This is a genomic window from Roseburia sp. AM59-24XD (assembly GCF_003478445.1).
GTDB lineage: Bacteria > Bacillota > Clostridia > Lachnospirales > Lachnospiraceae > Jutongia.
Genome location: NZ_QUET01000005.1, coordinates 50,698 through 73,152, shown reverse-complemented (window position 1 = coordinate 73,152; position 22,455 = coordinate 50,698). Strand labels below are relative to the sequence as shown.

The 22,455-nt window shown below is 42.9% G+C and carries 16 protein-coding genes; 1 reads left to right on the top strand and 15 read right to left on the bottom strand.

Going from position 1 to position 22,455, the window contains the following annotated elements; all coding sequences use genetic code 11:
• Positions 1–400 precede the first annotated feature (400 nt).
• The 13 genes from DXA20_RS03370 to DXA20_RS03310 all read right to left on the bottom strand — a co-directional run bounded on the left by DXA20_RS03370 (position 401) and on the right by DXA20_RS03310 (position 20,089).
• Positions 401–5,857 carry a DUF5057 domain-containing protein gene (locus DXA20_RS03370; RefSeq protein WP_158577114.1) on the bottom strand — a complete coding sequence of 1,819 codons (5,457 nt, stop codon included), beginning with the start codon at positions 5,855–5,857 and terminating at the stop codon, positions 401–403.
• 82 nt (positions 5,858–5,939) lie between these two features.
• A complete protein-coding gene (locus DXA20_RS03365; RefSeq protein ID WP_022306141.1) occupies positions 5,940–6,530 on the bottom strand; it encodes a PulJ/GspJ family protein in 591 nt (196 codons plus the stop codon).
• Positions 6,531–6,536: 6 nt separating this feature from the next.
• On the bottom strand, positions 6,537–7,154 hold the full coding sequence (locus DXA20_RS03360) for a type II secretion system protein (RefSeq protein ID WP_022306142.1): 618 nt from the start codon (positions 7,152–7,154) through the stop codon (positions 6,537–6,539).
• A gap of 17 nt (positions 7,155–7,171) precedes the next feature.
• Entirely contained in the window at positions 7,172–9,697 is a 2,526-nt protein-coding gene (locus tag DXA20_RS03355; RefSeq protein WP_118559304.1) for a TadE/TadG family type IV pilus assembly protein, read from the bottom strand.
• A gap of 14 nt (positions 9,698–9,711) precedes the next feature.
• Positions 9,712–10,995, bottom strand: coding sequence for a type IV pilus modification PilV family protein (locus DXA20_RS03350; RefSeq protein ID WP_118559303.1), 1,284 nt, complete (start codon positions 10,993–10,995; stop codon positions 9,712–9,714).
• Between the two features lie 67 nt (positions 10,996–11,062).
• Positions 11,063–11,824, bottom strand: a complete 762-nt coding sequence (locus DXA20_RS03345) for a hypothetical protein (RefSeq protein WP_022306145.1) — start codon at positions 11,822–11,824, stop codon at positions 11,063–11,065.
• Between the two features lie 23 nt (positions 11,825–11,847).
• Positions 11,848–13,554, bottom strand: a complete 1,707-nt coding sequence (gene pilM, locus DXA20_RS03340) for a pilus assembly protein PilM (RefSeq protein ID WP_118559302.1) — start codon at positions 13,552–13,554, stop codon at positions 11,848–11,850.
• A gap of 206 nt (positions 13,555–13,760) precedes the next feature.
• Positions 13,761–14,528 carry a prepilin peptidase gene (locus DXA20_RS03335; RefSeq protein ID WP_118559301.1) on the bottom strand — a complete coding sequence of 256 codons (768 nt, stop codon included), beginning with the start codon at positions 14,526–14,528 and terminating at the stop codon, positions 13,761–13,763.
• Between the two features lie 30 nt (positions 14,529–14,558).
• Entirely contained in the window at positions 14,559–15,044 is a 486-nt protein-coding gene (locus DXA20_RS03330; RefSeq protein ID WP_118559300.1) for a type II secretion system protein, read from the bottom strand.
• A gap of 115 nt (positions 15,045–15,159) precedes the next feature.
• Positions 15,160–16,374, bottom strand: a complete 1,215-nt coding sequence (locus tag DXA20_RS03325; protein ID WP_118559299.1) for a type II secretion system F family protein — start codon at positions 16,372–16,374, stop codon at positions 15,160–15,162.
• A 263-nt stretch (positions 16,375–16,637) separates the two neighbouring features.
• Entirely contained in the window at positions 16,638–17,696 is a 1,059-nt protein-coding gene (locus DXA20_RS03320) for a type IV pilus twitching motility protein PilT (RefSeq protein WP_022306150.1), read from the bottom strand.
• 26 nt (positions 17,697–17,722) lie between these two features.
• Positions 17,723–19,462: a GspE/PulE family protein gene (locus DXA20_RS03315; RefSeq protein ID WP_199877044.1), complete on the bottom strand. Its 1,740-nt coding sequence runs from the start codon at positions 19,460–19,462 to the stop codon at positions 17,723–17,725.
• 105 nt (positions 19,463–19,567) lie between these two features.
• Complete coding sequence (locus tag DXA20_RS03310) at positions 19,568–20,089, bottom strand: DUF5721 family protein (RefSeq protein ID WP_147403685.1); 522 nt, start codon at positions 20,087–20,089, stop codon at positions 19,568–19,570.
• 114 nt (positions 20,090–20,203) lie between these two features.
• Between DXA20_RS03310 and DXA20_RS03305 the strand changes: the two genes are divergently transcribed.
• On the top strand, positions 20,204–20,395 hold the full coding sequence (locus DXA20_RS03305) for a hypothetical protein (RefSeq protein ID WP_022306153.1): 192 nt from the start codon (positions 20,204–20,206) through the stop codon (positions 20,393–20,395).
• 61 nt (positions 20,396–20,456) lie between these two features.
• On the opposite strand, the gene DXA20_RS03300 is transcribed toward DXA20_RS03305, so the two are convergent.
• Positions 20,457–22,061: an alpha-amylase family glycosyl hydrolase gene (locus DXA20_RS03300; RefSeq protein WP_118559297.1), complete on the bottom strand. Its 1,605-nt coding sequence runs from the start codon at positions 22,059–22,061 to the stop codon at positions 20,457–20,459.
• Positions 22,004–22,429, bottom strand: coding sequence for a hypothetical protein (locus DXA20_RS03295; protein WP_118559296.1), 426 nt, complete (start codon positions 22,427–22,429; stop codon positions 22,004–22,006). Before DXA20_RS03295 ends, DXA20_RS03300 begins: the two co-directional genes overlap by 58 nt.
• Positions 22,430–22,455: the final 26 nt, after the last annotated feature.

Below are 22,455 nucleotides of genomic sequence, written 5' to 3'. Positions count from 1 at the left end.
ATGCTTATATATACTTTGTACGGATTGTAGCACGGTTGCCGAACACTGTCGAGATAAAAATACCTTTTCTCCATATTGACGAAAATAGCACTGTTTTTTAGACAAGTTGCTGGATTTGATAAATTTTCGATAAACTGATGCCGTTTGCCACACGGCACGCTTCGTCATAATAGCCAAAACCTTGCAGTATTTTTCTACATTATAATAAACGTCAATGACGAACGACCTGACGACCACACAAAAGGGCAAAACCAGCGTTTTGCCCTCCAAGAATTGCTTCGCAATTCTCGTTGAAATAACGCTACGTTACGGGCATTTTCCTATATATTAAAAAGGCTCTGCGCATTGCTGCACAGAGCCCTCTCTACAGTGGTTCATAAACCACGCTTATATCATCTGATTAATCCAGATCAAATACATATGTTGTATCTACATTTCCTTCATAGTAGAGATGCAGATAACTGATTGCTGACTTTCTGCGGTTCGAAATATCGAAACGTACCCATCTTGTATTATCATTGTCATACGTTGTTGTCGTATTAATATAGTTGTCATCACTAAAGAAGAAATACTGCGTTCTATCTTTCAGGAAATTACCTTCTTTCAACGTAAACGTATGATCTTTATTGGCTGTGAACTTCCATACATACTTACCGGTCGCAGTCGTTACCTTCTGATAAATCTCATCCACATAGCTAACTGTCTTTTCCTTAGAAGTTCCAAGGTTTGATGCACTTGCTGTCACCATAGAAATCTTAAACGAATTAACGTTAACACAATCCGTTGCGTTTGTATATGGTGTAAACGATACACGATGTGTAGCCGTGTCAGGAATATATTTCGGCGCCGGAGTTGCCAGCAAGTCATACGAATCGTGAGTTCCATAAATATCTTTCTGGGACTCTTTATCAATAATAGACTCACCTGTTCCAGAAGTATCTTCATCTACAGAGGACCCACCATTTTTATAGTCCTTATACTGCTCTTCATCCTCAAAAATACCAATCAAATTGATACTAATACACCATCCGTCTCTAGCTTCGATATTAAAATATCCAATATCATCGTTTTTATCTAAGCCATATTTCTCTTTCAATTGACCAAGAGTGATCTTGTATACTTGTGTTTTATTCGGTAACGTCAACACTGTCGTTCCATTTTTGTCCTTTATGTAACCAACTCCGTCATTATACCAAGAGTTACCAGCAGCATTAGATATATAATCAATCACTAATATACTACTATTATCCCATCCCTTAAACTGCGAGCCATTCTCGGAACGATAAGACTTAATATTATCCCAACTATTCACTTTTTGTGTTAATATTTCCGGCTCTCTCTTCGGTTTAGGTGTCGGTGTAGCAGGTGCAGGCGTAATAGTAGTGTCATCATCAATCTTACCACCACTGCCCTGACTCTGACTGTCTCCCTTTACAATCTTAGAGTTTGACTTATAATCACGGTAATCACTGCCATTCGGCTGAATTACTCCCTTGAATACAGTCATCTCAGAACCATCTTCCGACTTCTTGATGGCATCAGAGTCCTGCTTCGGGAAGTAATCATCTGTTACTTCAGAAACATCAAAATCTCTATAGTTGGCATCCACTGTCTTAGCAGAATCTACTCTTACTGCTGGAGATACATCACTTCCTCGCAATGTATTAATAAATAACTTCATCTCCAGATCACTTGTTGTATTTGCGAGATCTATCATATCATATGTGATATTCTCAACAGAATACAAATAATAGTTATTCGATGCATCTCTCGGCGAAATACCATACTCTGTATCATCGCCATCACCATCCGGTCCCAACGAATACCAGACAACCAATCCTTCATTATTCATGTTCAACTGGTACACCTGAGCTGCTGATGACGCAATATCAACAGAACTACTAATAGTATATGGGTATGTTGTAAGGCTTCCTATATTGTTTCTACTAATCGTCTTCGCCTTAGCAACCTTATTGTAATCGACATCTTTCCAAAGCTTGTTATTATATACTTTGTATTTTCCGGATCCCTCCTTCATAACCTTTGCATAGGTATATTCTAATTTATTTTTATTATCATATTCCTTGTCTGTCTCTTTTGGTTTCTTCGCAGTGTCCTTGATATCGCCATACAACTTCAAATCATCTGTAAAACGGCTCATGTTAAGGATATCTTTTACTTCTGATGATTTATTACTGTCATCAATTGTTTCACCGGTTACTACAACAGAAGCACCCGCTTTTGCCCTTGAGGATACATAATCTGCTGCATCCTTATATGCATTATCGCCGAATAGTTTAGTAGAACAGCTGACTATATAACAATTATAATCCTCTCCGTTAGCACCACCGATTGTCCCTGCCTGAAGCTGTGAATTGAAATCTGTCAGACTTACTGTCTTAACTGTTACGTTATAGTTCTCATCCAAACCAATGGTATCATTCAACTTATCAACCCAATCCTTGAACAATCCGCTTCCTGCAAGCTGATTCTCCAAATTTGCCTGACTGTTCATCTGATCATCTTCGAGAATCTGTAATGCTTTGATTGATGTTGTCTTTCCATCAGAGCGCTTATAAAATGATGTTCCCGTTACTGACTGATAATTTTCTTTAGTCTTTGTATTATATAATACAAATTTCCAAGAAACAGCACCCGATGTTTTGGTCTTGTTCAGATATAGTCTCTTATTGCTGCTAAAGTCATAAATATAGTTCTGCGCTACTGGAACCTGAATTGCATTGCCACTCTTGTCTTTGAATACATTTCCATCGGCATCCTTTGCATCCTCTCCAACAAATTTATATGGAGAACCTGAATTATTTGCAAATGTATCCTGAACCAACTCGTCATCAGAAATATTACCATCGCCATTCAGATCAATATACATACGTACTGCATAGTCTGATGACTGATCACCAATGATAAAGCTGAAGTTCAATTGTGGATCGGTCAACGCCAACTGTTTTGCCTTTGCCGGATTAACTTCATTGCTATCTGCCATTCCATCGTCCGAAACATATCGATCCGGAGTAGATGTTATCTTACTGTAAAGACCAACATAATCTTTATAACGAGTGGTTAATTCCTTATACTTCTTAGTGGTTAATCCTGTTTTAGTTTTCACAGGAAGCGAAAATCCATTTTTCATATAATTCAGACAATTCTCGCTCAGGAACTTAACACTCAGCTTCGAAAGCGCACAGATGTTATTCTTTCTAAATTTATTTACATTGTTAGCACTCTTTAATTTTTCCAGAAGTGCATGCATTTGTGAAGTCGAATCAACAATCGACAAATAATTATTCTTGTATGAATCCGAAATCTTTGTTGTATCGTTTGTGTCCCACTTAAACGTTGCCAAACTGTCAGCAAGCACCAACGCATTTCCACCTTCTGCATACTTTTGAAGCTGTTCATTCTTCAGTTTGGAAATATCATTACCGGAAGAACGTACATCTCCTGATTTATCACCAACATGCAGATATACATACTTATCCAAATTACTGTCATTATATGCGGTATTGGTATAGTTAACGCCATTATTCTGCGTAGTTGTCGTATTAAATTTACCAATATTATCCCCGATATAAATCAAGTCATAATATCCATTGATATCACGCTTTGATCCATTAAACTCAGCGGTAGTCATATGGTCTACTTCAATCTTACCTTTGAAACGTGATGCCGGAAGATATGTTCCAACAAGATACTTTTCTGTAATAAAGTAATCTGCACATGGCTCAATTTCAAGCACATGCATAGTGTCCTTATCCCGTGTTCCTACATCATCATCGTCATTACCATGTCTCTTATACTGCAGAAGATAATGAACCATCTGTGCCGGAGTCAGCTTATCCGGTCTCTCACCATACTCTTTCTCAAACCAGTCAAATGCCTCCTTGGTTGAATCTGTTTCATCAATTCTGGCATTATTAAATCCCTGTGACAAGGATGTATCTGAGTTATAAATGAACGTAGCACCGGCAAGACCCGGTGTAGGGAATTGCAGATATGATCCCTGTGAATAATATATTGAATACCGCTCTCTCTGCGCATCAGTAAGATTTGTATAATCATTGCCCTCCGCAACAGGAAGAAATGCATCAGGATTCCAATATTCCTGTGCATCAGCACTTTTTTGTGGACTACAGTAGGATATATCACCATTTTCTGTAATGACCTTTCCTCCAGCATCTCTTTCTGTCTGGAAGAAGTAATTGTAAAAATTCTCCTGTTTCATTAAAAAATTCATGATTAAGAATTTATACATACCACAATTAGTACCTGTACCTGTATATTTACCAGTATTTTCACCTGGAGTCCAAGGAGTTTTAGGAATTCCGACCTCCATGGTAGTATAATCCAAATGCTGATTCGTTACTGTCTTTAAATCATCAGCATTATATCTGCTGTTCCCGGAAAGTCCCTTCAAATCATTCATCATATCATTTGAAGTCAATAATGGAGCAAATCCATACTTTCCGCTCCCATCATATGTCTCCAACTGATTGATCTTGAAGAATAATTTCTTCGCTACTGTCCAACCCCAATCGTTATCAGAGATAAAATTAGAATTCAATAACGCTTCTCTTATTGATTTATCTGTACTCTTGGATTTCACCGTTCCATCCGCTTCAATGATAAACGGATCCTTATCCTTATAATATGACTCTCCAAGTACATCTTTATTTCGATGATACTTATCCAAATTTGCATTACACCATAAATCCGGGAAGGTACCAACTGATGTTTTCTGATGCATATATAACAAATCCGCGTAGTCAATCCATTCCGGATGTTTCTTTAATTCCTGAGGTTCAATTGTCTTAACTGCAATTTTTAAATTTCTGCACGCAGTCTCTGATTCATCATCCAAATCCAAAGATGTACGTACAAAATCATTAGTGTTAACCACATGACCTTTTAACACCTGCATTCCTTCAATGTTAACCCACAAGTTACTGATATTACCCTCTGAAGCAACTTTTTCTCCCTTATCATTTGTATAAGAAATACTATAGAAATCGCTGTCTTCTCTTGTCGTATACTCTCTTTCTCCCGGGTTATAATCAATCCCTTCATCTGCCGATGCCACATACTTATTTTCACTCAGAGCATATGTATCAAACTGCGACCGTGACATAACAAATGTATCTGCTGACGCATAATAAAGTGTTGTCCAGTTAAACTGACCTGTCTCACCATCTTTTGCCTTTCTAAAAACCGGACGATACGCCGGAATATCCTTACCCTCTGCATCTTTTGTATAGAAGGTTCCTGTTGTATCCTGTTCATAATGATCAATGACAAAGTCACCGGAAGCACCATTTGCAACTTTTTCATAATATCCATGTGTCTTGATTGTTTTTCCGGAGGTCAATACCCAATCATCATCCACGGTCCAACGAGTATCTTCCTTATACAAACCATCGTCATAATCCTTACGATCTCTATCATACTCATCCTTAAAAACGGCTGTTGCTACAGAACGTGTACTTTCCTTGGCAGCTGCATAAACAGACTTTCCAACATTCGTGAGATCAATTGGCTCACAGCCATCGATTAGATAGCCAACCTCCGCATCACCATAATACGGCACAATTTCCAAAATTAAAAAAGCATTTTTTGAATTTGCATCCGCAATATTTTGTGTTTTATCTACTTCACCGTTCTCACTTCCGGTGCAAAGTTTGCGATAATCTTCCAGCGTATTTACAACTGCTCTATTTGGCATACTATCCGCTTTTACAATAAATTTGTGATACCCAAAATATCCGCCAAACACCAGCAGACACAAGGCCAATACGCCAATCGCCAGTTTTCCTTTCGTCAAGTTTTTAAACCATTTTTTCATAGATACAGCCTCCATTCCACAGTTTCGCACTGCAAACCGTTCTCTCCTTACTCCACTATAACGTTCAAGGGCAGCCTACCCATTACGGATAGACTACCATACCATTCCTTACCTTTGTTGTCTCGTCAATTTTGTAAGTCTTTTTACCGGATTTCATATCAAACGAAACCGTGACCTTGTTTCCATCGATGCCTACTTTAAAATCACTGATATAATCAGAAAGCAGATCATCTTCTGTACAGCTTACCGATCCACCGCTTGCCGGTAAAGCTACATCTGCATTGTGCTCGTTCAGATAGAGCTTTCCATCCTTGAACTGAATCACTTTCAGATCCTTTACTGTCTTTGTCTGCTGACAAACCGGAGTTGCTCCCGGTGTACCTGATACAGCCGGAAGAGCTGTTGACTTAAGCTCAACCTGATACAATGCCAGTGTATTGTTGTCTTTGTCATACTTGACACAATTTGATTCCATAATCATGGTGCTCATCTGCGCCATCAATGTCTGGGATTCCATCTGCAGATCAAGCTCCGCTTTCGTATTCGAATAGCTTCTGCTTCCCGACTGCATCATAAGAGTGATTGCACCTCCTACAATTGCCAGAATCGCCATTGAAATAATTAATTCCACGAGAGTAAAACCTCTCTTATCTTTCCAGTTCAGAACAATCACCTCCCCTTAACCTTTCTTTACAAAATGCTTACCACTTATTTTTACCAGCTTGATTGAGAATTTCTCTTTGCCTGACATCTCAATCATACTGTAAAATGGTACATCCGTAAATTCACCATTCGTATCCAGTGAACCATCATTACTATAATTAAATGCTCCGGTTGACTTTGAATAACCCAACTTGAGGAAATTACTTTCACTCAGCGTTACGGAGTTAGAACCACCGGTTCCCTGCTTTCCGGTAATGGTCACAGTACTGTCGCAAAGCTTATCTCCGGAAATCTTTCCACTTGATAAACACTGATCTAATTCCGATCTCTGTGTAAATCCCTTAGGATAATCCGGATTGCCATCACTGTTTGTATCAATCGTGCTACTTACCGCAGTACTGTATACCCCATCAGAAGTCCGATAAATGTAGAGGAACGTCTGACCCTTCTTGGTCATTGTCGCCGTCTGAATGCTGGAGATCTTATTATTCAATCTTGCAGCGGCCTTCTTGGTCTTACCGGCATTGATATATGACATTCCACCGATGATCGCTCCGGCAAAGACTGCCATGATCGCCATCGTAATAATCAGCTCGATTAGAGAAAAACCGCGCTTATCTTTTCTGATATCCATTGCCTTCACCTCCTGCATTAATCATTCTTCTTCCAGTTCTCAAATGAAACGTTGTTTACCTTATCCTGATCTTCCTTCGTTCCAATGGAAGAGCTTACAGACTTTCTGAAATACTCTTTCATTGCATTAAAGAATGCCGGACTACCGGAATTCTTATCCTGCTCAAATACTTTTTCAATGGACTCTGAATCAGAAGATACTGTTGTGTTTGTTGCAAATTCCACATCATCTCCTGCAATGATCAGACCATTAAACTTGTTGCTGTTGATCGTTACAGATCCCTTTGCAAGAATAAAACAAGGATCGTCCTGATTATATCCCTTAGCCGTGTAATCCTCCGGCCACTTTACATCACCGTTTGAAACAATGTATCCGCATACGCCGTTAGAACCATCATCCTTGGTAATCGAATAACGTCCAATCTGCGTAGTTTTGATCTGGCTTGCATCTACAAGCTTTGCAAACAGATTTGTTCCATCGGCACTACCACTCTTTAACAAGGTATCATCACCCCGGTTGGAATCGCTGTCATCATACAGTCTCCATTTCGGGCTATTGGTTGCATCATCGTAATCGTCCACCAATGCAAGCTGTTTAGACATATACAGCTTACTGTTCTGCTCCGCAAATGTTTTAAAGGAGCTTGATGGTATCTGACCGCCATTATCAATCTTCAGCTTGATCTTTGCCTTTCCATTGGCATCCTTATCATTCTCATCGCTGTACATGATATTACCGGAAGATAACAGATATCCCGCCTTTGATCCAAAGGAAGGAAGCTGAATTCCCACGGTATCTACATATGTCTTATTCACAACATCATAAATCGTCTGCTGTGAACTATTCTCATAAAACAGATTAAAGAAATTACTTGCAGCCTTGGAATCGTCAAAGTTCAGATAGAAATACTTGATCGTATTAGCACTGACGTTCGGATCATAACGGCTGTACAGCTTTAACGGTGTCGTCTTGCTGATAGCACCGCTTGTAATCAATGCCTTTATATCAAACTGCTTTGCACCATTCTTCTTCGGGATACCGATACGGTTCTCATATGCTTCATAGTCGAACAGATACTCCTCATTGTTCGCATTAAATACAAAGCATGGAATGGCATCTTTCGCATCCAAAGAGTATTTACCAAAGCCTGGAACCGCCTGACCATCATCCAACGTAACACTATTGTTTGCCGGAAGATCCTGTACTCTCTTGACAAATCCATCGGTAGATCCGTCCTTTACTGCTGCTACAAAGTATGACAACTGGCTGCTCTTTACCGCCAGAGATTCACCCAGCTCAATATCCGGATTGGCAAGTGCTGTCTCGCCAACATTCGTCTTCTTGGAGATAAATGTACGTCCTGCAAGCACCAGCTCATTCAGATCCTTCATCAGCAACTGGTTATCATAACCATTGACTGAAATGGAACTACTGTATGCAGCCGTTGTAGATAACTTATTTCCTGTTATTCCGGCTGTGTAGTCATTCGTGTAATTGTAACCGTAGTATTTTCCTTTCAGAGTAACCCGGTCACCCTCACCATTGATCTCCAAATCGTCCGCGATATAGGAGGAAGCATCAATCGTCACTTCATTACTGCTGTTCTTACCACTTGTGATCACATTCTCTGCCCAAAGCTGTGCAGCCTTATCACTGGATGGACTCTTGCCAACTTCAAAGCGGCTGCCATTGGATACATCCACATCACCTCGTGTGATGATCTGCTCCGCATTAATCTTGAGTGATGCTCCACCGGAAATAACGATACCGGCTAACGGTGTATTATTCTTAACGCTTGCCGGCTGTGGTGATGTTGCATTTGCCACACGATTCACCGTACCGGAATATACATTTCCATCGACCTGAGCCGAAATCGTACCGTTATCTGCGATCACCTGATCATCTGCAAGAATTGCATAATCAAGATACTCCGAGTGTGCATCAGTACTGATTTTTGGCACTTCAATACGAATGTCAGTTGTCAATGTCGTCTCATAATCCTTCTGTTTGTCATGTGCTTTGATCACCTTTACATCCTTAAGCACTAAAGCATCTCCATCCAAAACCATGTCACCTTTCGTCACACCGGTACCATCGTCTGCATGCTTGATATACGATTTTGCCTGATCCTTGGTCAGATAACCAAGCAAAACACTATCCAGATATTTATAATTTGTCTTTGTTGCATCATAGGTGTCTCCGCCTGTCAGAGACTGAATCATCAGATTCAAAAAGTCCTTTGCATATTTATCGCTCATTGCACTGCCTGCAGCGGTCAATGAGGCATTATACTCTCCCAATGCTTTCTCATATGCCTTTGCGGAAGCCTCAGAGGACTCATTCTGAATGCCCGCTGCCACAGCGTCGAGTATAGAATCTGTCTCATAGAAATTCTCCTGTGTCACCTTCTGGGAAGCCTTGAGATAAATATTGGTAACAGTTGTTGTAATGACTGCTCCTGCAAGCAAGATCAGAAATGACATGCAGATCATTACCAAAACCAACGACGATCCGCTTTTATCTTTTAAAAATCGTTTGAACATGATCTCACTCCTCTCTAATCCTGCGTCTTAGAACCAGTTACTTCTACAATCTTCTGTGTAGATCCATCCTTGCTGTCAACCGTCACGGTAATGTCTGCCACACGATTGATCTTTTCAGAATGTACCAAAGTGTAATTGCCATCTGGACCGGTCTGTACTTTTCCGCCAATCGTCGACGTTTCATCCAGCTCTGTCATAGCAGCCGTCCGGGATAAATTGGTATAAACGCATTTAATCTTGTTTTCAAATCCGGAACCCGCACCATTGATCGGAAGCTTATAGCTTCCCGGCCGCTTCGAATATCCTGTCGGAAGATCACTGTCACTGGTGGAAGCCGGCACACTGTTCTGTGCAATAATGAACATATTCAGATCACCTGCATTATTCTGCAGCTGATAATCATCATCTGTCGTCATCGTGATCTTATCATTCACATTTAACGGATTATAGAACAAATAAATATTCTCCAGCTTATCAACCTTAATGGATGAAGAAGCCACGACATCCTCATAAACTGTGTTAGCGTCAATTCCTTCCGGATATGCTTCTCCGCCTTTATTATAAGTATATCGATACTTCACCGAAATCACGTCATATCCCGGTTTAGATGTATCTTTCTTAGCTGATACAATAATCTCACAATTCAGTCGATTTTTAAAATAATTGGCATCAATCTTCGCCGGTGTAACTCCTGTCACAGGATCCGGAGTTCCTGCCGGCTCAGGTGTCACACCATTTGCTGCGCAGGCTGCCGTATACTTGTTATTAAATGCAAAGCTTGCCGCAACCAATGTCTGACCATGATCGGATGACATCAAATCCTTGCTTGTGTCCATCGTACCAATCACAAATTTCTCATAATCCTTTGATACAGACGCGGGCGCAGCTGATGAAGCCGGTGCCGCTGATACAGCCGCATCATTCACCTTATCAACCGGCGTGATCTTCGCTGTCACCTTAAAAGAATTTTTGTCAACTGTCTTATTCTGTGTTAATGCATAGCTGCCGTCACTGCTCTGTGGAGCAGCTACTGTCCAGTTCGGATCCGCAGAACATACAACATTCGGGTCATCCAGATTGTAGGCAGAATGTTTGAAATTCTCAAGCACCTCCTGTGCCAGAACGGTTGCATTCTGCTTCTGTCTGCTCCTTGCGTTATGCTTTGCAGCATCTGTAAAATAGCTCAAAATCGGTATCGTGACGATAGCCAGAATTGCGATCGTCAGGATCAGCTCAACCAAAGTAAAACCGCGTGCATCCCTGAGGCACTGTGCGGTTTTGCACCTTCTCTCTTTCATGGGCTCACCTCAAATCTTTATACAACAATTGCAACTGCCGAAAATTCCGGCAGTTGCAACTTATGTCCTATTTTCTAAATATGTTGTCCACTCCGGTATTACCATTGCTTACATCCGGAGCTTCATATACCTCACCGGTTCCGGAAATCGCATACATATCAATTGCCATGTTACAGGTCAAAAGATTGTCTTCCTCTCCTGCCGTTGCTGAAATCTCCGAAATCGTCATACGATTCTTAGATTCATTGATAAAGTTCACAACCTTCTTCAATGAGTCGTAAGTCGTTGTAAATGTCACATTGACGGTTGAACGATAGCCGGTATAATCAGCCGCTGCCGTGATCACATCGTTAACCGGTGTATCTGAAGTGATTGCCGCTACCGATGCAGGATTTGACTTTGCTGTCTTATCTCCTGTTGTAGTCGCATCTGTCGATGCACTACCATCACTGACTGCACCCTGCTGATAGAAGATCTGATTCATGTTAAAGCTTTCTGACTGAATCTTTACATCAGATATACTCTCGTACATATCATTCAGATCGTAGATCGCATTCTCTGTACGAACCTCTGCCGGGAACTTTCCAAGAACCTCCGCAACATCAAGCTGCGTCTTTCTTGTCTCCTCCAGAACGCTGTCTTTCTGAGCCTCCATGGTCTCCAGCTTCTGCACTTCCTGTGAAAGTGTCTCGTTTTCTGTCTTTAATGTATCTTTTCTCTCATTCATCTTCGCAAATACTAAGAAGTATGCTGCTGCAACGATGAGGATTGCTCCAAAGATAAAAAGCATCATTTTGTCACGATTTGACATTTTCTTTTTCGTATCCATATCTCATTCCCTCCTGTCTGGTATTATTGATTTGCTGATTCCTGCGCCGCCTGAGCCTGCGCCACCTGATAGTACTGTGCAGATACTGTGAAGTTATAAACTGTGCTTCCATCATCTGCATCAGCCGCTGTCACGGAAGGAATTGATATATTAGTAAGTACCGGTATCTTCTGACCGTCCTTATCCTGCATTTCTAATGTTTCAAGGTTCATCAGCATTCTTGCGATAGAGATATCTGTCTCAGAACTGATCGTCATGTTGATGCCATCCTCAGAGGACTGTAAATAGCTTACCGTCATTGTTCTCGGAAGATTTGCCTCCAGCTGCTTCACCAGACTGTTCAGATTCTCATTCTGTGTCTCTGTTGAGTTATAAAGACTGTTGACCTGATCGTATACGGATTTAATACCCTCATTCTCCTTAAAGACTGTATTGATATATGCCAGTGATTCCTTTCTGGCTTTCAGGTCGTCATTCTTATTCTTCTCTGTGTTATACTGCAGGAATGAGAACACAGACATTGCCACCGCACAGATCACAGCAAGACCAAAGACAAGCTGCGCATTTCGAAGTGCATCCGCTCCCGCTCCCGATGTTGCTGCATTCTTAGACTTAAAGCCAACCGGTGCGATTGCTGCACCGACAACTGCAATGTACTCTGTCTGGTTGTAAAGACCCTCGCTGAAATGACGTGGGAAAGATACATTTACCAGATGCTCCATTCTCTGTGTCGGAATATTCAACTCATTAGAGAACAGCTCTTCAATACCGGAAACCTTACATCCCATACCGGTAATATAGATACTTGTCAGTTCCACTCCCTGATACTTTGATTTGAAGAAGTCAATTACTCGGAGTACACTCAGAAGGATCTCACCGATCGCATCGGTAACAACCTTGCGGGAAGATTTACTTGCCTCCTGCTGTCTCCACTGCTCCTCGGTCATTCGGGCACTTACGATGCTGTCATCATCATCAAGTCCCTTATAATCAAGGCTTCGGCATACCAGCTTATCACGGCAAAGTGCCTCACAAGCGGCATCCATATCATCAATCATACATTCTTCACTTAATACCATCGCCTCAGCCACATTGAAGATACCCTGTGGAATAGTACGCTGCATCAGCTGCTGACCTTCGTTCATGAAGTTGATCATCGTCGTGTTGCCGCTGATCTGGATACATGCACAATAGTCAAGAACAATCTCCTTCTTTAATACCTGCATGGAACCATTACCAAAGTAATCCAATGCTTCGATATTAAAATCCATCTCCTGAGCAAAGTTATAATAGTTATCTACCAGATCATCCGGAGCTGCCAGAAGAAGTACTTTATAAGACTTTTCCTTGCCTTCCTTGATCGTCTCTAACAATGAATATGCCAATGTATAATCATTCAGATCAATCGGAAAATACTCCTGTGCTGTCGCCCGGACAAGATCACCAATCTTATTCTCCTTTACATTAGGAAGTGTAACCTCACGAGTTGCAATCTTACTGGAAGCAATCGAGAATACTACGCTCTTCTCTTTCATACCTGCTTCGGCAAGTTCGTTACGGAATGCAACTGCAAGCACATCTTTGTCACGAATGACACCATCTTCGATAACACCCTCCGGTGTTGCGAAGCTTACCGCACGATAAACATGCGGATTTTTCTTTTTATAATCAATCTCAACAATCTTGGTCACCTGCGTGCCAATCTCAATACTAAGTACATGTTTCGCCATATCGTACTTTTCCTCCCTGTCTCAATATTTTTGCATCACACAAAATTCAACGTATGCGGTCTTCTACCGCAAAAGGAGCCTAACGCTGTGCTCGTGATAAGCCCGCTGTTAAACTCTCTGTGACAGCAAAATTACTGCCATCTTCTGAATAAAACGTCAATCAACCTGTTACATTAAGATACTCTTATTCTCTGTAAATCCACTTTCTAATGAATAATCATACCTATATACCAATCAATTACCGGCGTCCCCCACAAAGCCGTGAGCCAAATTCCCACAGACAAATAAGGACCCATTGCCAGACGATGCTCTGCATGACTTACCGCCATACGGATCAGATGAACTACCGAACCGATAATGCACCCCAGGAAAAACGCCAAAACCGCACCTTTCCATCCGAGCAAAAGTCCTGCTCCAAACATCAGCTTGATATCTCCTCCGCCGATTCCCCTTCCGACGGTGACAAGATAAATAACCAAAAGAAACACGCTGACAGAAAACATTCCGATCACGTGATCCTTCCAGGCATGCAGATCAAGCAATGTTGCCGCAATCCCCAGCAATAAAATAAATAGATTGATACCGTCCGCAATCTCCATAGTACGAAAATCAAGGACACTTAAAACAATAAGGGCGGATGTCAGGAGACAATATACGACACTCACATAATTTAAACCGTTCGCCAAGAAAACGATTACATATAATGCTCCATTCATGCCTTCCACTAAGGGATACTGAAGCGATAACTTTGTGTGACACTTCCTGCATCTGCCCCTTAGAAATAAAAAGCTAAATAGTGGAACCAAATCATACCAGCGCAGCTGATAACCGCAAGTCATACAATGGGAGTGTGGAAACACTATGCTTTCCTTTTTGGGAATACGATAGATACAGACGTTCAAGAAACTTCCGATCACGATTCCAAACAGAAAGATGATTATGTATAAGACTACGGTCAATGCTGCTACTGACATGATTTAGGCTCCTATAAATAACGATTCAAATTACTGCTCATTCTCTACAATATTCTTTGAACCAGATGCCGGTTTAGAGGTTCCTGTCCAAACTGCAATTTTACCAGTAGCAGTGTTAACCTCAACAGTAATACCCTCGCCTTTCATCAGCTTAGATTTAAGAGCTGTTGAAGACTCATCATTAATATCTGTTAATGATTTATTACTTCTAAGTGCTGTAAGCTCATCAACTGTTTTAGCGTTTGTAATACTAGCCAAGTTAGTAAGACTATCTGATCCACCATTACAAGCCTCACCACTCTGTGCAATTGCAGAAGTGATATCTGTACACAGTGAGCTCAAAATCTGCTGATCCTTAGACTGACGAGACTTCTCCATGTATGGAAGTACCTGAGAAGCAACCACACCAACAAGGATAGCCATGATAGCCATAACGATGATCAACTCAACAAGAGAGAAACCTTTCTTGTCATTTTCCTGTAACTTCGCGAGATAATTTTTGATAACTTTCTTCATAATAAAATCTCCTTTTCATTTTAATTTTATTTATCATAAGGCTGCTTGGCACAGTCTCAAGATCATTATTAATATCGGCACAACAATAAAATATGTAAACCTTCACAAATACGAACTATGCATTTTCTGCCGCCGTGTACATAGACATCATCGGCGCCATGATTGCAAACATGATCGGTACAACCACGCCAGCCATCAATACGATAATCACCGGTTCCATAATCGCCGTCACTGCTTTCGTTGCGTTCTCCACTTCCTCCTCATAGAAGTCAGCAGCATGTTCCAGCATTTCCTCCATATTACCGGTTTCCTCACCGATTGCTGCCATATTATAAAGAAGCGGTGGGAACACTCCCGAGTCACGAAGTGGCACCGAAAGAGGAGTACCTCTCTCCACTTCGTCTCTTGCTTCCTCCATCACTTTCTGAACAATACGATTGCTCATCAACTTCGTCACTATCGCGATCGCATCCACCATCGGAATACCGGAAGCCATCAGTGTGCTTAACGTACGTGCCAACCTTGCGGCTGCTGACTTAATCTGAAGATCCCCAACAAGTGGAATTCGAAGAAGTACACGACCAAGAACAATCGCCCCAGTCTCTGTCTTCGACCAAACTCGAAATGTCACAACCAGCGCTGCTATAATAATACCAACCAGCCACCACCACTTGATTAAGCCATCACTCATCGCCATAACCATTTTCGTAATAGCAGGAAGATCCATACCAGCTCCCTCCAGCGTTTCCTTAAACTGCGGTATGATATAGGTAAGCATCAACACTACTACACCTGCTACAACAACAAGAAGTACAATCGGATAAATCATCGCCTGCTTGATCATACTGGATGTCTTGCTATCTTTTTCAAACTGTTCTGCCATTCGTCTGAAAGACACTTCCAAACTACCCGAAGCCTCACCGGCTTCCACCATATTCAGAAGCATATCCGGGAAGATCCCTTCCTGAGCCCGCATTGCATCCGCCAGAGACTCACCTTTCTCTACCAGAATACGAGTCTGATCCAACGCCTTCTTTAGGTACTTATTCGTCACCTGATCTGTGATCATCTGAAGTGCCTGAATGACTGTAACACCGGCATGCAGAATACTTTCAAACTGCTTACAGAATACAGAAAGATCTCTCGACTTCACTTTCTTGCCAATGTTAATCTCAATATCCTTATTCAAAGCATTGGGAATCTCCACACTGATTGGGATCAATCCTTCTGCCTTCAGCGAATTCCTTGCAGCTGCCTCATTGGCGGCTTCCAGAGTTCCCTTCTTCTGTTTACCATTGGCGTCAACCGCCACATAATTAAATGCTGCCAATTTATCACCCTTTTCTACCCCTCTGCGTGAGATGTCATACTCACAACGGGTTATTTATTTGTGCTGTACATAACATCCCCGACAGTTATATACGGTATCACTTTATTGATTGTACTACATTCGTCTTATTTTTTCAACGACATTTATTAAATTTCTATAAAAATAGTTCACATAATTTTGACTTCATTTTTATACACATTGACCAAATGATGTCTCTATTATATGAACTATCTTTGTGAAACATTTCTGTATCTGTCGACAAATTAGAACAATTTCCGCTTCAGAACCTCCGGCTCCTGCGCAAATTCCAGCGCCGTATCCGCAGAGATCTTAAGATCATGGTACAGATCAAAGATTGCATCATCCATGGTCTGCATACCCATCTTCTTACTTGTCTGAATTGTTGACGGAATCTGATGTGTCTTCGCATCACGGATATTACTTGCAATTGCAGGCACTGTATGCATAACCTCATAAGCAGCCACTCGTCCCTTACCGTCTGAAGTCGGCATCAGCTGCTGTGAGATAACCGCCAGAAGTACCATTGCAAGCTGAACACGGATCTGCTGCTGCTGATGTGGTGGGAATACGTCGATAACACGGTCGATCGTTGCTGCCGCACCAATTGTATGCAGGGTTGAAAATACCAGGTGGCCAGTCTCGGCTGCGGTAATCGCTGCACCGATCGTCTCCTGATCACGCATCTCACCGACGAGGATAACATCCGGATCCTCACGAAGTGCGGCACGGATACCGTTGGCGAAAGAAAGGGTATCAAATCCGATCTCTCTCTGGTTAACAATGGAGTTCTTATGCTGATGGAGGTACTCGATCGGGTCCTCCAGAGTAATGATATGCTCCTTACGATTCTCATTGATCATATTGATCAGTGAAGCAAGCGTCGTTGATTTACCGGATCCGGTAGGTCCTGTAACCAGTACAAGACCACGCTTTCTCTTGGCGAGATCCATAACAGACCACGGAAGTCCCAGCTTCTCCGGTGCCGGGATCACGGTATTGATCAGACGAAGAACCGCCGCAAAGGAGTTCTTCTGACGGAATACATTACAACGGAAACGTCCCAGTGCTTCTGTACTATAGGAGAAATCCGCCTCACCATCTCTCTTCAACGTAGCAACCTGTCTCTCATTCATAATAGAAAGAACAAGCGTCTGCGTATCATGCGACGTCAGCACATGTGGGATAATATCCTCAATCGTACCGTTGACACGCATCTTCGGCGGAAGCCCTACCGTAATATGTACATCGGATGCTCCTACATCTCTGGCAATTTCCAGCAAACTGTCCATTGTGATTTCCATTTTGTAAACCCTCCATATTCTTAAGTTTAATTATCATAAGCGACACGGTGTACTTCCTGCAGTGTCGTAATACCTTTCAATACCTGCTTATTGGCAGACATAACAAGTGTGTTCATCCCCTCTTTGATTGCTTCCTTCTCTAGCTCCTCTGCGGTCCCCCCTGTTGCAATGATACGCTTCAGTGCCGGAGACATCTGCATGATCTCATAGATACCGATACGTCCCTTATATCCGGCACCACCACACTCCAGACATTCTTCATTCGGTTCAATATGAGGGATCAGAACTTCCTCGCCCCACTTCTCTTCCGGAATACCAAGCTCCTTCTTCTCCAGATCATCTGCCGGCACCATACGCTTACAGCGCGGACATACCCGGCGAAGCAGTCGCTGTGCAATAACACCGATCACCGCATCAGAGATCAGATAATTCTCAATACCCATATCCGCCAGACGGCTGATCGTGCTCGCCGCACTGTTGGTATGAAGTGTACTTACAACCAAGTGACCCGTGATAGCCGATTCGACGGCGATACCTGCTGTCTCACCGTCTCGGATCTCACCGATCATGATAATGTCCGGATCCTGACGCAGAATAGATCTGAGTGCCGCCGCAAAGGTAAGACCCGCTTTGGCATTAACCTGAACCTGATTGATACCGTTAATATTCGCCTCGACAGGATCCTCTACCGTGATGATATTAACCTCCTCGGTATTAAGCTCACTGAGTGCTGTATAAAGCGTCGTAGACTTACCGGATCCGGTAGGTCCCGTAACGAGCATGATTCCATTCGGATGCTTTAATATATCCTCGAACCGGTGAAGCTCCTCCGGTTCAAATCCAAGATCCTTCTTATCCCGGCTGAGCGCTGTCTTCTGTGCAAGACGCATAACGATTTTCTCGCCATATACTGTCGGTAAGATAGACACACGGATATCATACTCCTGTCTGTCGACGATCTGTGTCATACGACCGTCCTGAGGCTTACGCTTCTCAGAAATATCCATACCGCCGACAATCTTAATACGTGCTACCATCGCCGAAAGCAGCGAAATATCATGTCTCATCGCTTCCTGAAGCACACCATCGACACGGAACCGGATCCTAAGCTGATTCTCCAGCGGTTCAAAATGAATATCGGATGTTCTCTTATGTACTGCCTGCTCAATGATCTGATTAACAAGACGTACGATCGGTGCCTGCTTAACCTCCTCAGACTCTTCCTTACCATCCTTATTATTGCCATACTTCTCACGGCGCTCTGCAGCAAACTGGTCTGCCACCTTCATCGCCTCAGAATTACCATAGAAGCGGTCCAGTGCCTGCGACACATCCTTAACTGTGGTAACACGAATCTCAATCTGCATACCGGTAATGATCGACAAGTCATCCATCGCGATCATATCCAGCGGATCTGAAAACGCAACGCGGAGTACGTTCGGATTATCCGGAGCAAACTCATACGGCAACAGCATGTACTTCCGAAGAACCTTCTCGTCAACCAGTGCGAGAACCTCGTCCTCAATCGTAATACCCGCCAGATGCACTCGCTCTAATCCCATCTGGTGGCAGAGTGCCTCCGCAATGATCTCATCATTCATGATACCCATATCTACCAGGGTCATACCAAGCTTCTGACCATTGCCCGCTTCCTTCTGCTTCTTTAATGCTTCCTCCAACTGCTCCTGTGTAATAACTCCCGCGCCAAGCAGCAAGTCTCCCAGTCGTTTCTTTCTACGTAGTCTGCTTGCAATCGAATTGTCCATGACAGATCCCCCTATTCATTCATTTTCATAGGACGGCAAGTCCGTTCACCGTCTCTTCTCCTTTGTCCTATAAGGGCATAAATATATTTATATTATTATATACGTTTATGAGTTATTTAGCAAGTGAAATACTATTTTTTTGCGGCGTAGGAACTCCTGTAAAGCTTCCTCCCACATCTGACCTGCCGAACGATCCGGTGAAAAGGACGGATAGGACGCGGCAGGGACGATTGTCAGGTGCTCGTTTTCATAGCGGATCTGCATACGAAGGGACGGCAGTTCACTGTCCTGCACTGCAAATGCCCCTCCAAGGATCTGCTCTCTCTGTCTGCTCGAAGCTTCCAGATCCACATATAGAAGCTGCGGCGATTTCTTTCCTTTGATGAAATGAAACATAATTTCTTTCATTTCATTCCAGGTCATATGCATGCAGTCATGTTCTCCCCGTTCCGAACACATCTGACTCCACTGATCACTGTCGTACCACTCCCGCCGTCTTCCCCCTTTCATTAGAAGCTCTGAGGCGGTAACCGCTCTTGCTTCAAAAAGCAGAAAATGGTCAAAGGTATCCTTAAGAAGCAGATGTGCCATAAAATTTTTAATATCGATTATTTCTATCACTATCATAAAAACCTGCTTTCTGTACATAATAAGTACCACGACAAAGTCTGCTGCCGAAAAACTCCGGAGACGGCAGGTCATTCTTTGTCTTAACTATAAATTGTGCTGGAGGAAAATATCATGAAAAAAGATGCAAAAACCATGAAAGAAGTGGCAGAAAGATGCACAAAGTATTGTCGTTGCGATAACTGTAACTGTTCGAACTCAAGCAAGGACGATGCCATCTCCTGCCAGAACTGCACACATTACACACCTGGCAAGGTATGTGATATCGACCTGTATGAGGAAATCGTGGAAAATCACGATCTGTAACTTCAACTACAGTTCGACCCAAAATAGCCGGAGTCATATCCGGCTATTACATAGTTTAATCTTATCTGCCCACAAATACAACAATGGAACGCGGTGGAACAATTGTCTTCTTCTGGCTTTCCAGCGATGGTTTTCTTCGTCTCTTCTTCCTGCGGACAGGTACCGGCACCTCACTGAATGTATTGCCGTATGTCTCTATGGCCGGATACCACTCCTTCTCCCCCGGCAGATTCGGCAGATCGAAGGATTTCGACTCCCAGTACATATTAAATATGATATAAAGGGAATCGTCCACACCGCCATCCTCTTTCTTCTGATAATCGCCATACAAAAGCACAGCAAGCATCCTGCTGTAATAAGAAAAGTCCGCTTTCCACGCCTGTGTTCCATGAATGGATACATCCGGCATTCCACAGGATAATGAATCAAACATATACAGTTCTCTTCCCTGATGAAGCACCGGGTGCTTTCTGCGGAATGCGATCAGCTTTTTGACATATTCTAAAATCTCTGTCTTGGCACTTGTCATACGCCAGTCCAGCCAGGTAATCTCATTATCCTGACAATACGGGTTATTGTTGCCTTCCTGTGTATTGCCAAACTCATCACCGGCAAGAAGCATCGGTGTTCCCTGCGCCAGAAGCATCATTGCAAATGCATTGCGGATCTGGCACATACGGCGTGCCTGAATAAACTTCTTGCGGCTCTTGCCCTCCACACCACAGTTCCAGCTGTAATTGTACTCGGTTCCGTCCTGATTGCCCTCTCCATTCTGCTCATTGTGCTTGACATCATAAGACACCAGATCTGTCATCGTAAACCCATTAACATGGGTCATGAAGTTTATCGATGCCAGGTTATCACTGCCCCTTCGAAACAGTCCGGCAAATCCTTCCACCTGTCCCTCATCACTTTTCAGATAACGTCTGGCACAGTTCATAAATCCCTCATTATACTCTGCAAAAGTACCGCTCTCACCATAAGCTCCGGCGATCAGTTCACGATTCCAGTAATCTGTAAGAAGCTTTACCCCCGATAAAACCGGATCCGATACCAGCATCTGCGCCGGCATTACCTCCTGATTCACGCGAAATCCATCAATATGATACTCCAATACCCAGTTACGCAGACAATCCTCCATCAGACACACATTGGTTCCCGGCATAAAGTATATATCAAGCAGGACTTCAATCCCTGCCTGATGCAGACTGCGAACCAAAGCCTTAAACTCCAAACCAGCCCGGTGCGGATCAGCCGCATAAGCCGCCTTCGGCGCACAATAGTAGGTCTCGCTCTGACCATATCCCCAGTAATTTAACTTAACCTGATCATTCTTAGATACGGTACTCTTCTGTTTCGCCTCATCCTCTGCCGTGCGAACCGCCGATACTTCTCCCGCCGGAATCCCATGCGGCTTCTGTACCGCCTGTATCTCATCAAACTCATAACACGGAAGAAGCAGCACTGCATTGATGCCAAGATCTTTCAGATAAGGAATCTTCTCCATCAAGCCAGCAAAGCTGCCACGATGCTCCACCTTCGAGGAAGCATGCTTCGTAAAGCCTCGCACATGCAACTGGTACAGAATCATGTCTGAAAACGGAGTACCTAAAGGACTGTCATCCTTCCAGTCAAATTCCTCGAGACTGATTCCTCCGCGGCACATGCCTTGCCAACACGTTTACCCCAACGCTCTCTTCCGTGGATCACCGCCGCATAGGGATCAACAAACTCCTTACCGTCTACCTCATACATATACTCATATCCCTGAGATAGTATATCAGCTACACTTTTATCATTCTGTATTTCCGGACAACCTGTAATCTTTACAAAGTATACACATCCGCGCCGAAATTCTCTCGTCAGATGAATCCGGCACGCCGGACGCTTCTGTCCTGTCCGGTATAAGTTCAGGTAACATTCCCTGCCATGCGGAATTGAAACGGCAAACTGAACTCCATCAGCCACCTTCGTTACGCCAAAAGGCAGGTTATCTCCCGGTTTATATTGAAACAATTTCTCTGTCTTGTCCATGTATCTCCAGCCTTCCCAGTTGTTTT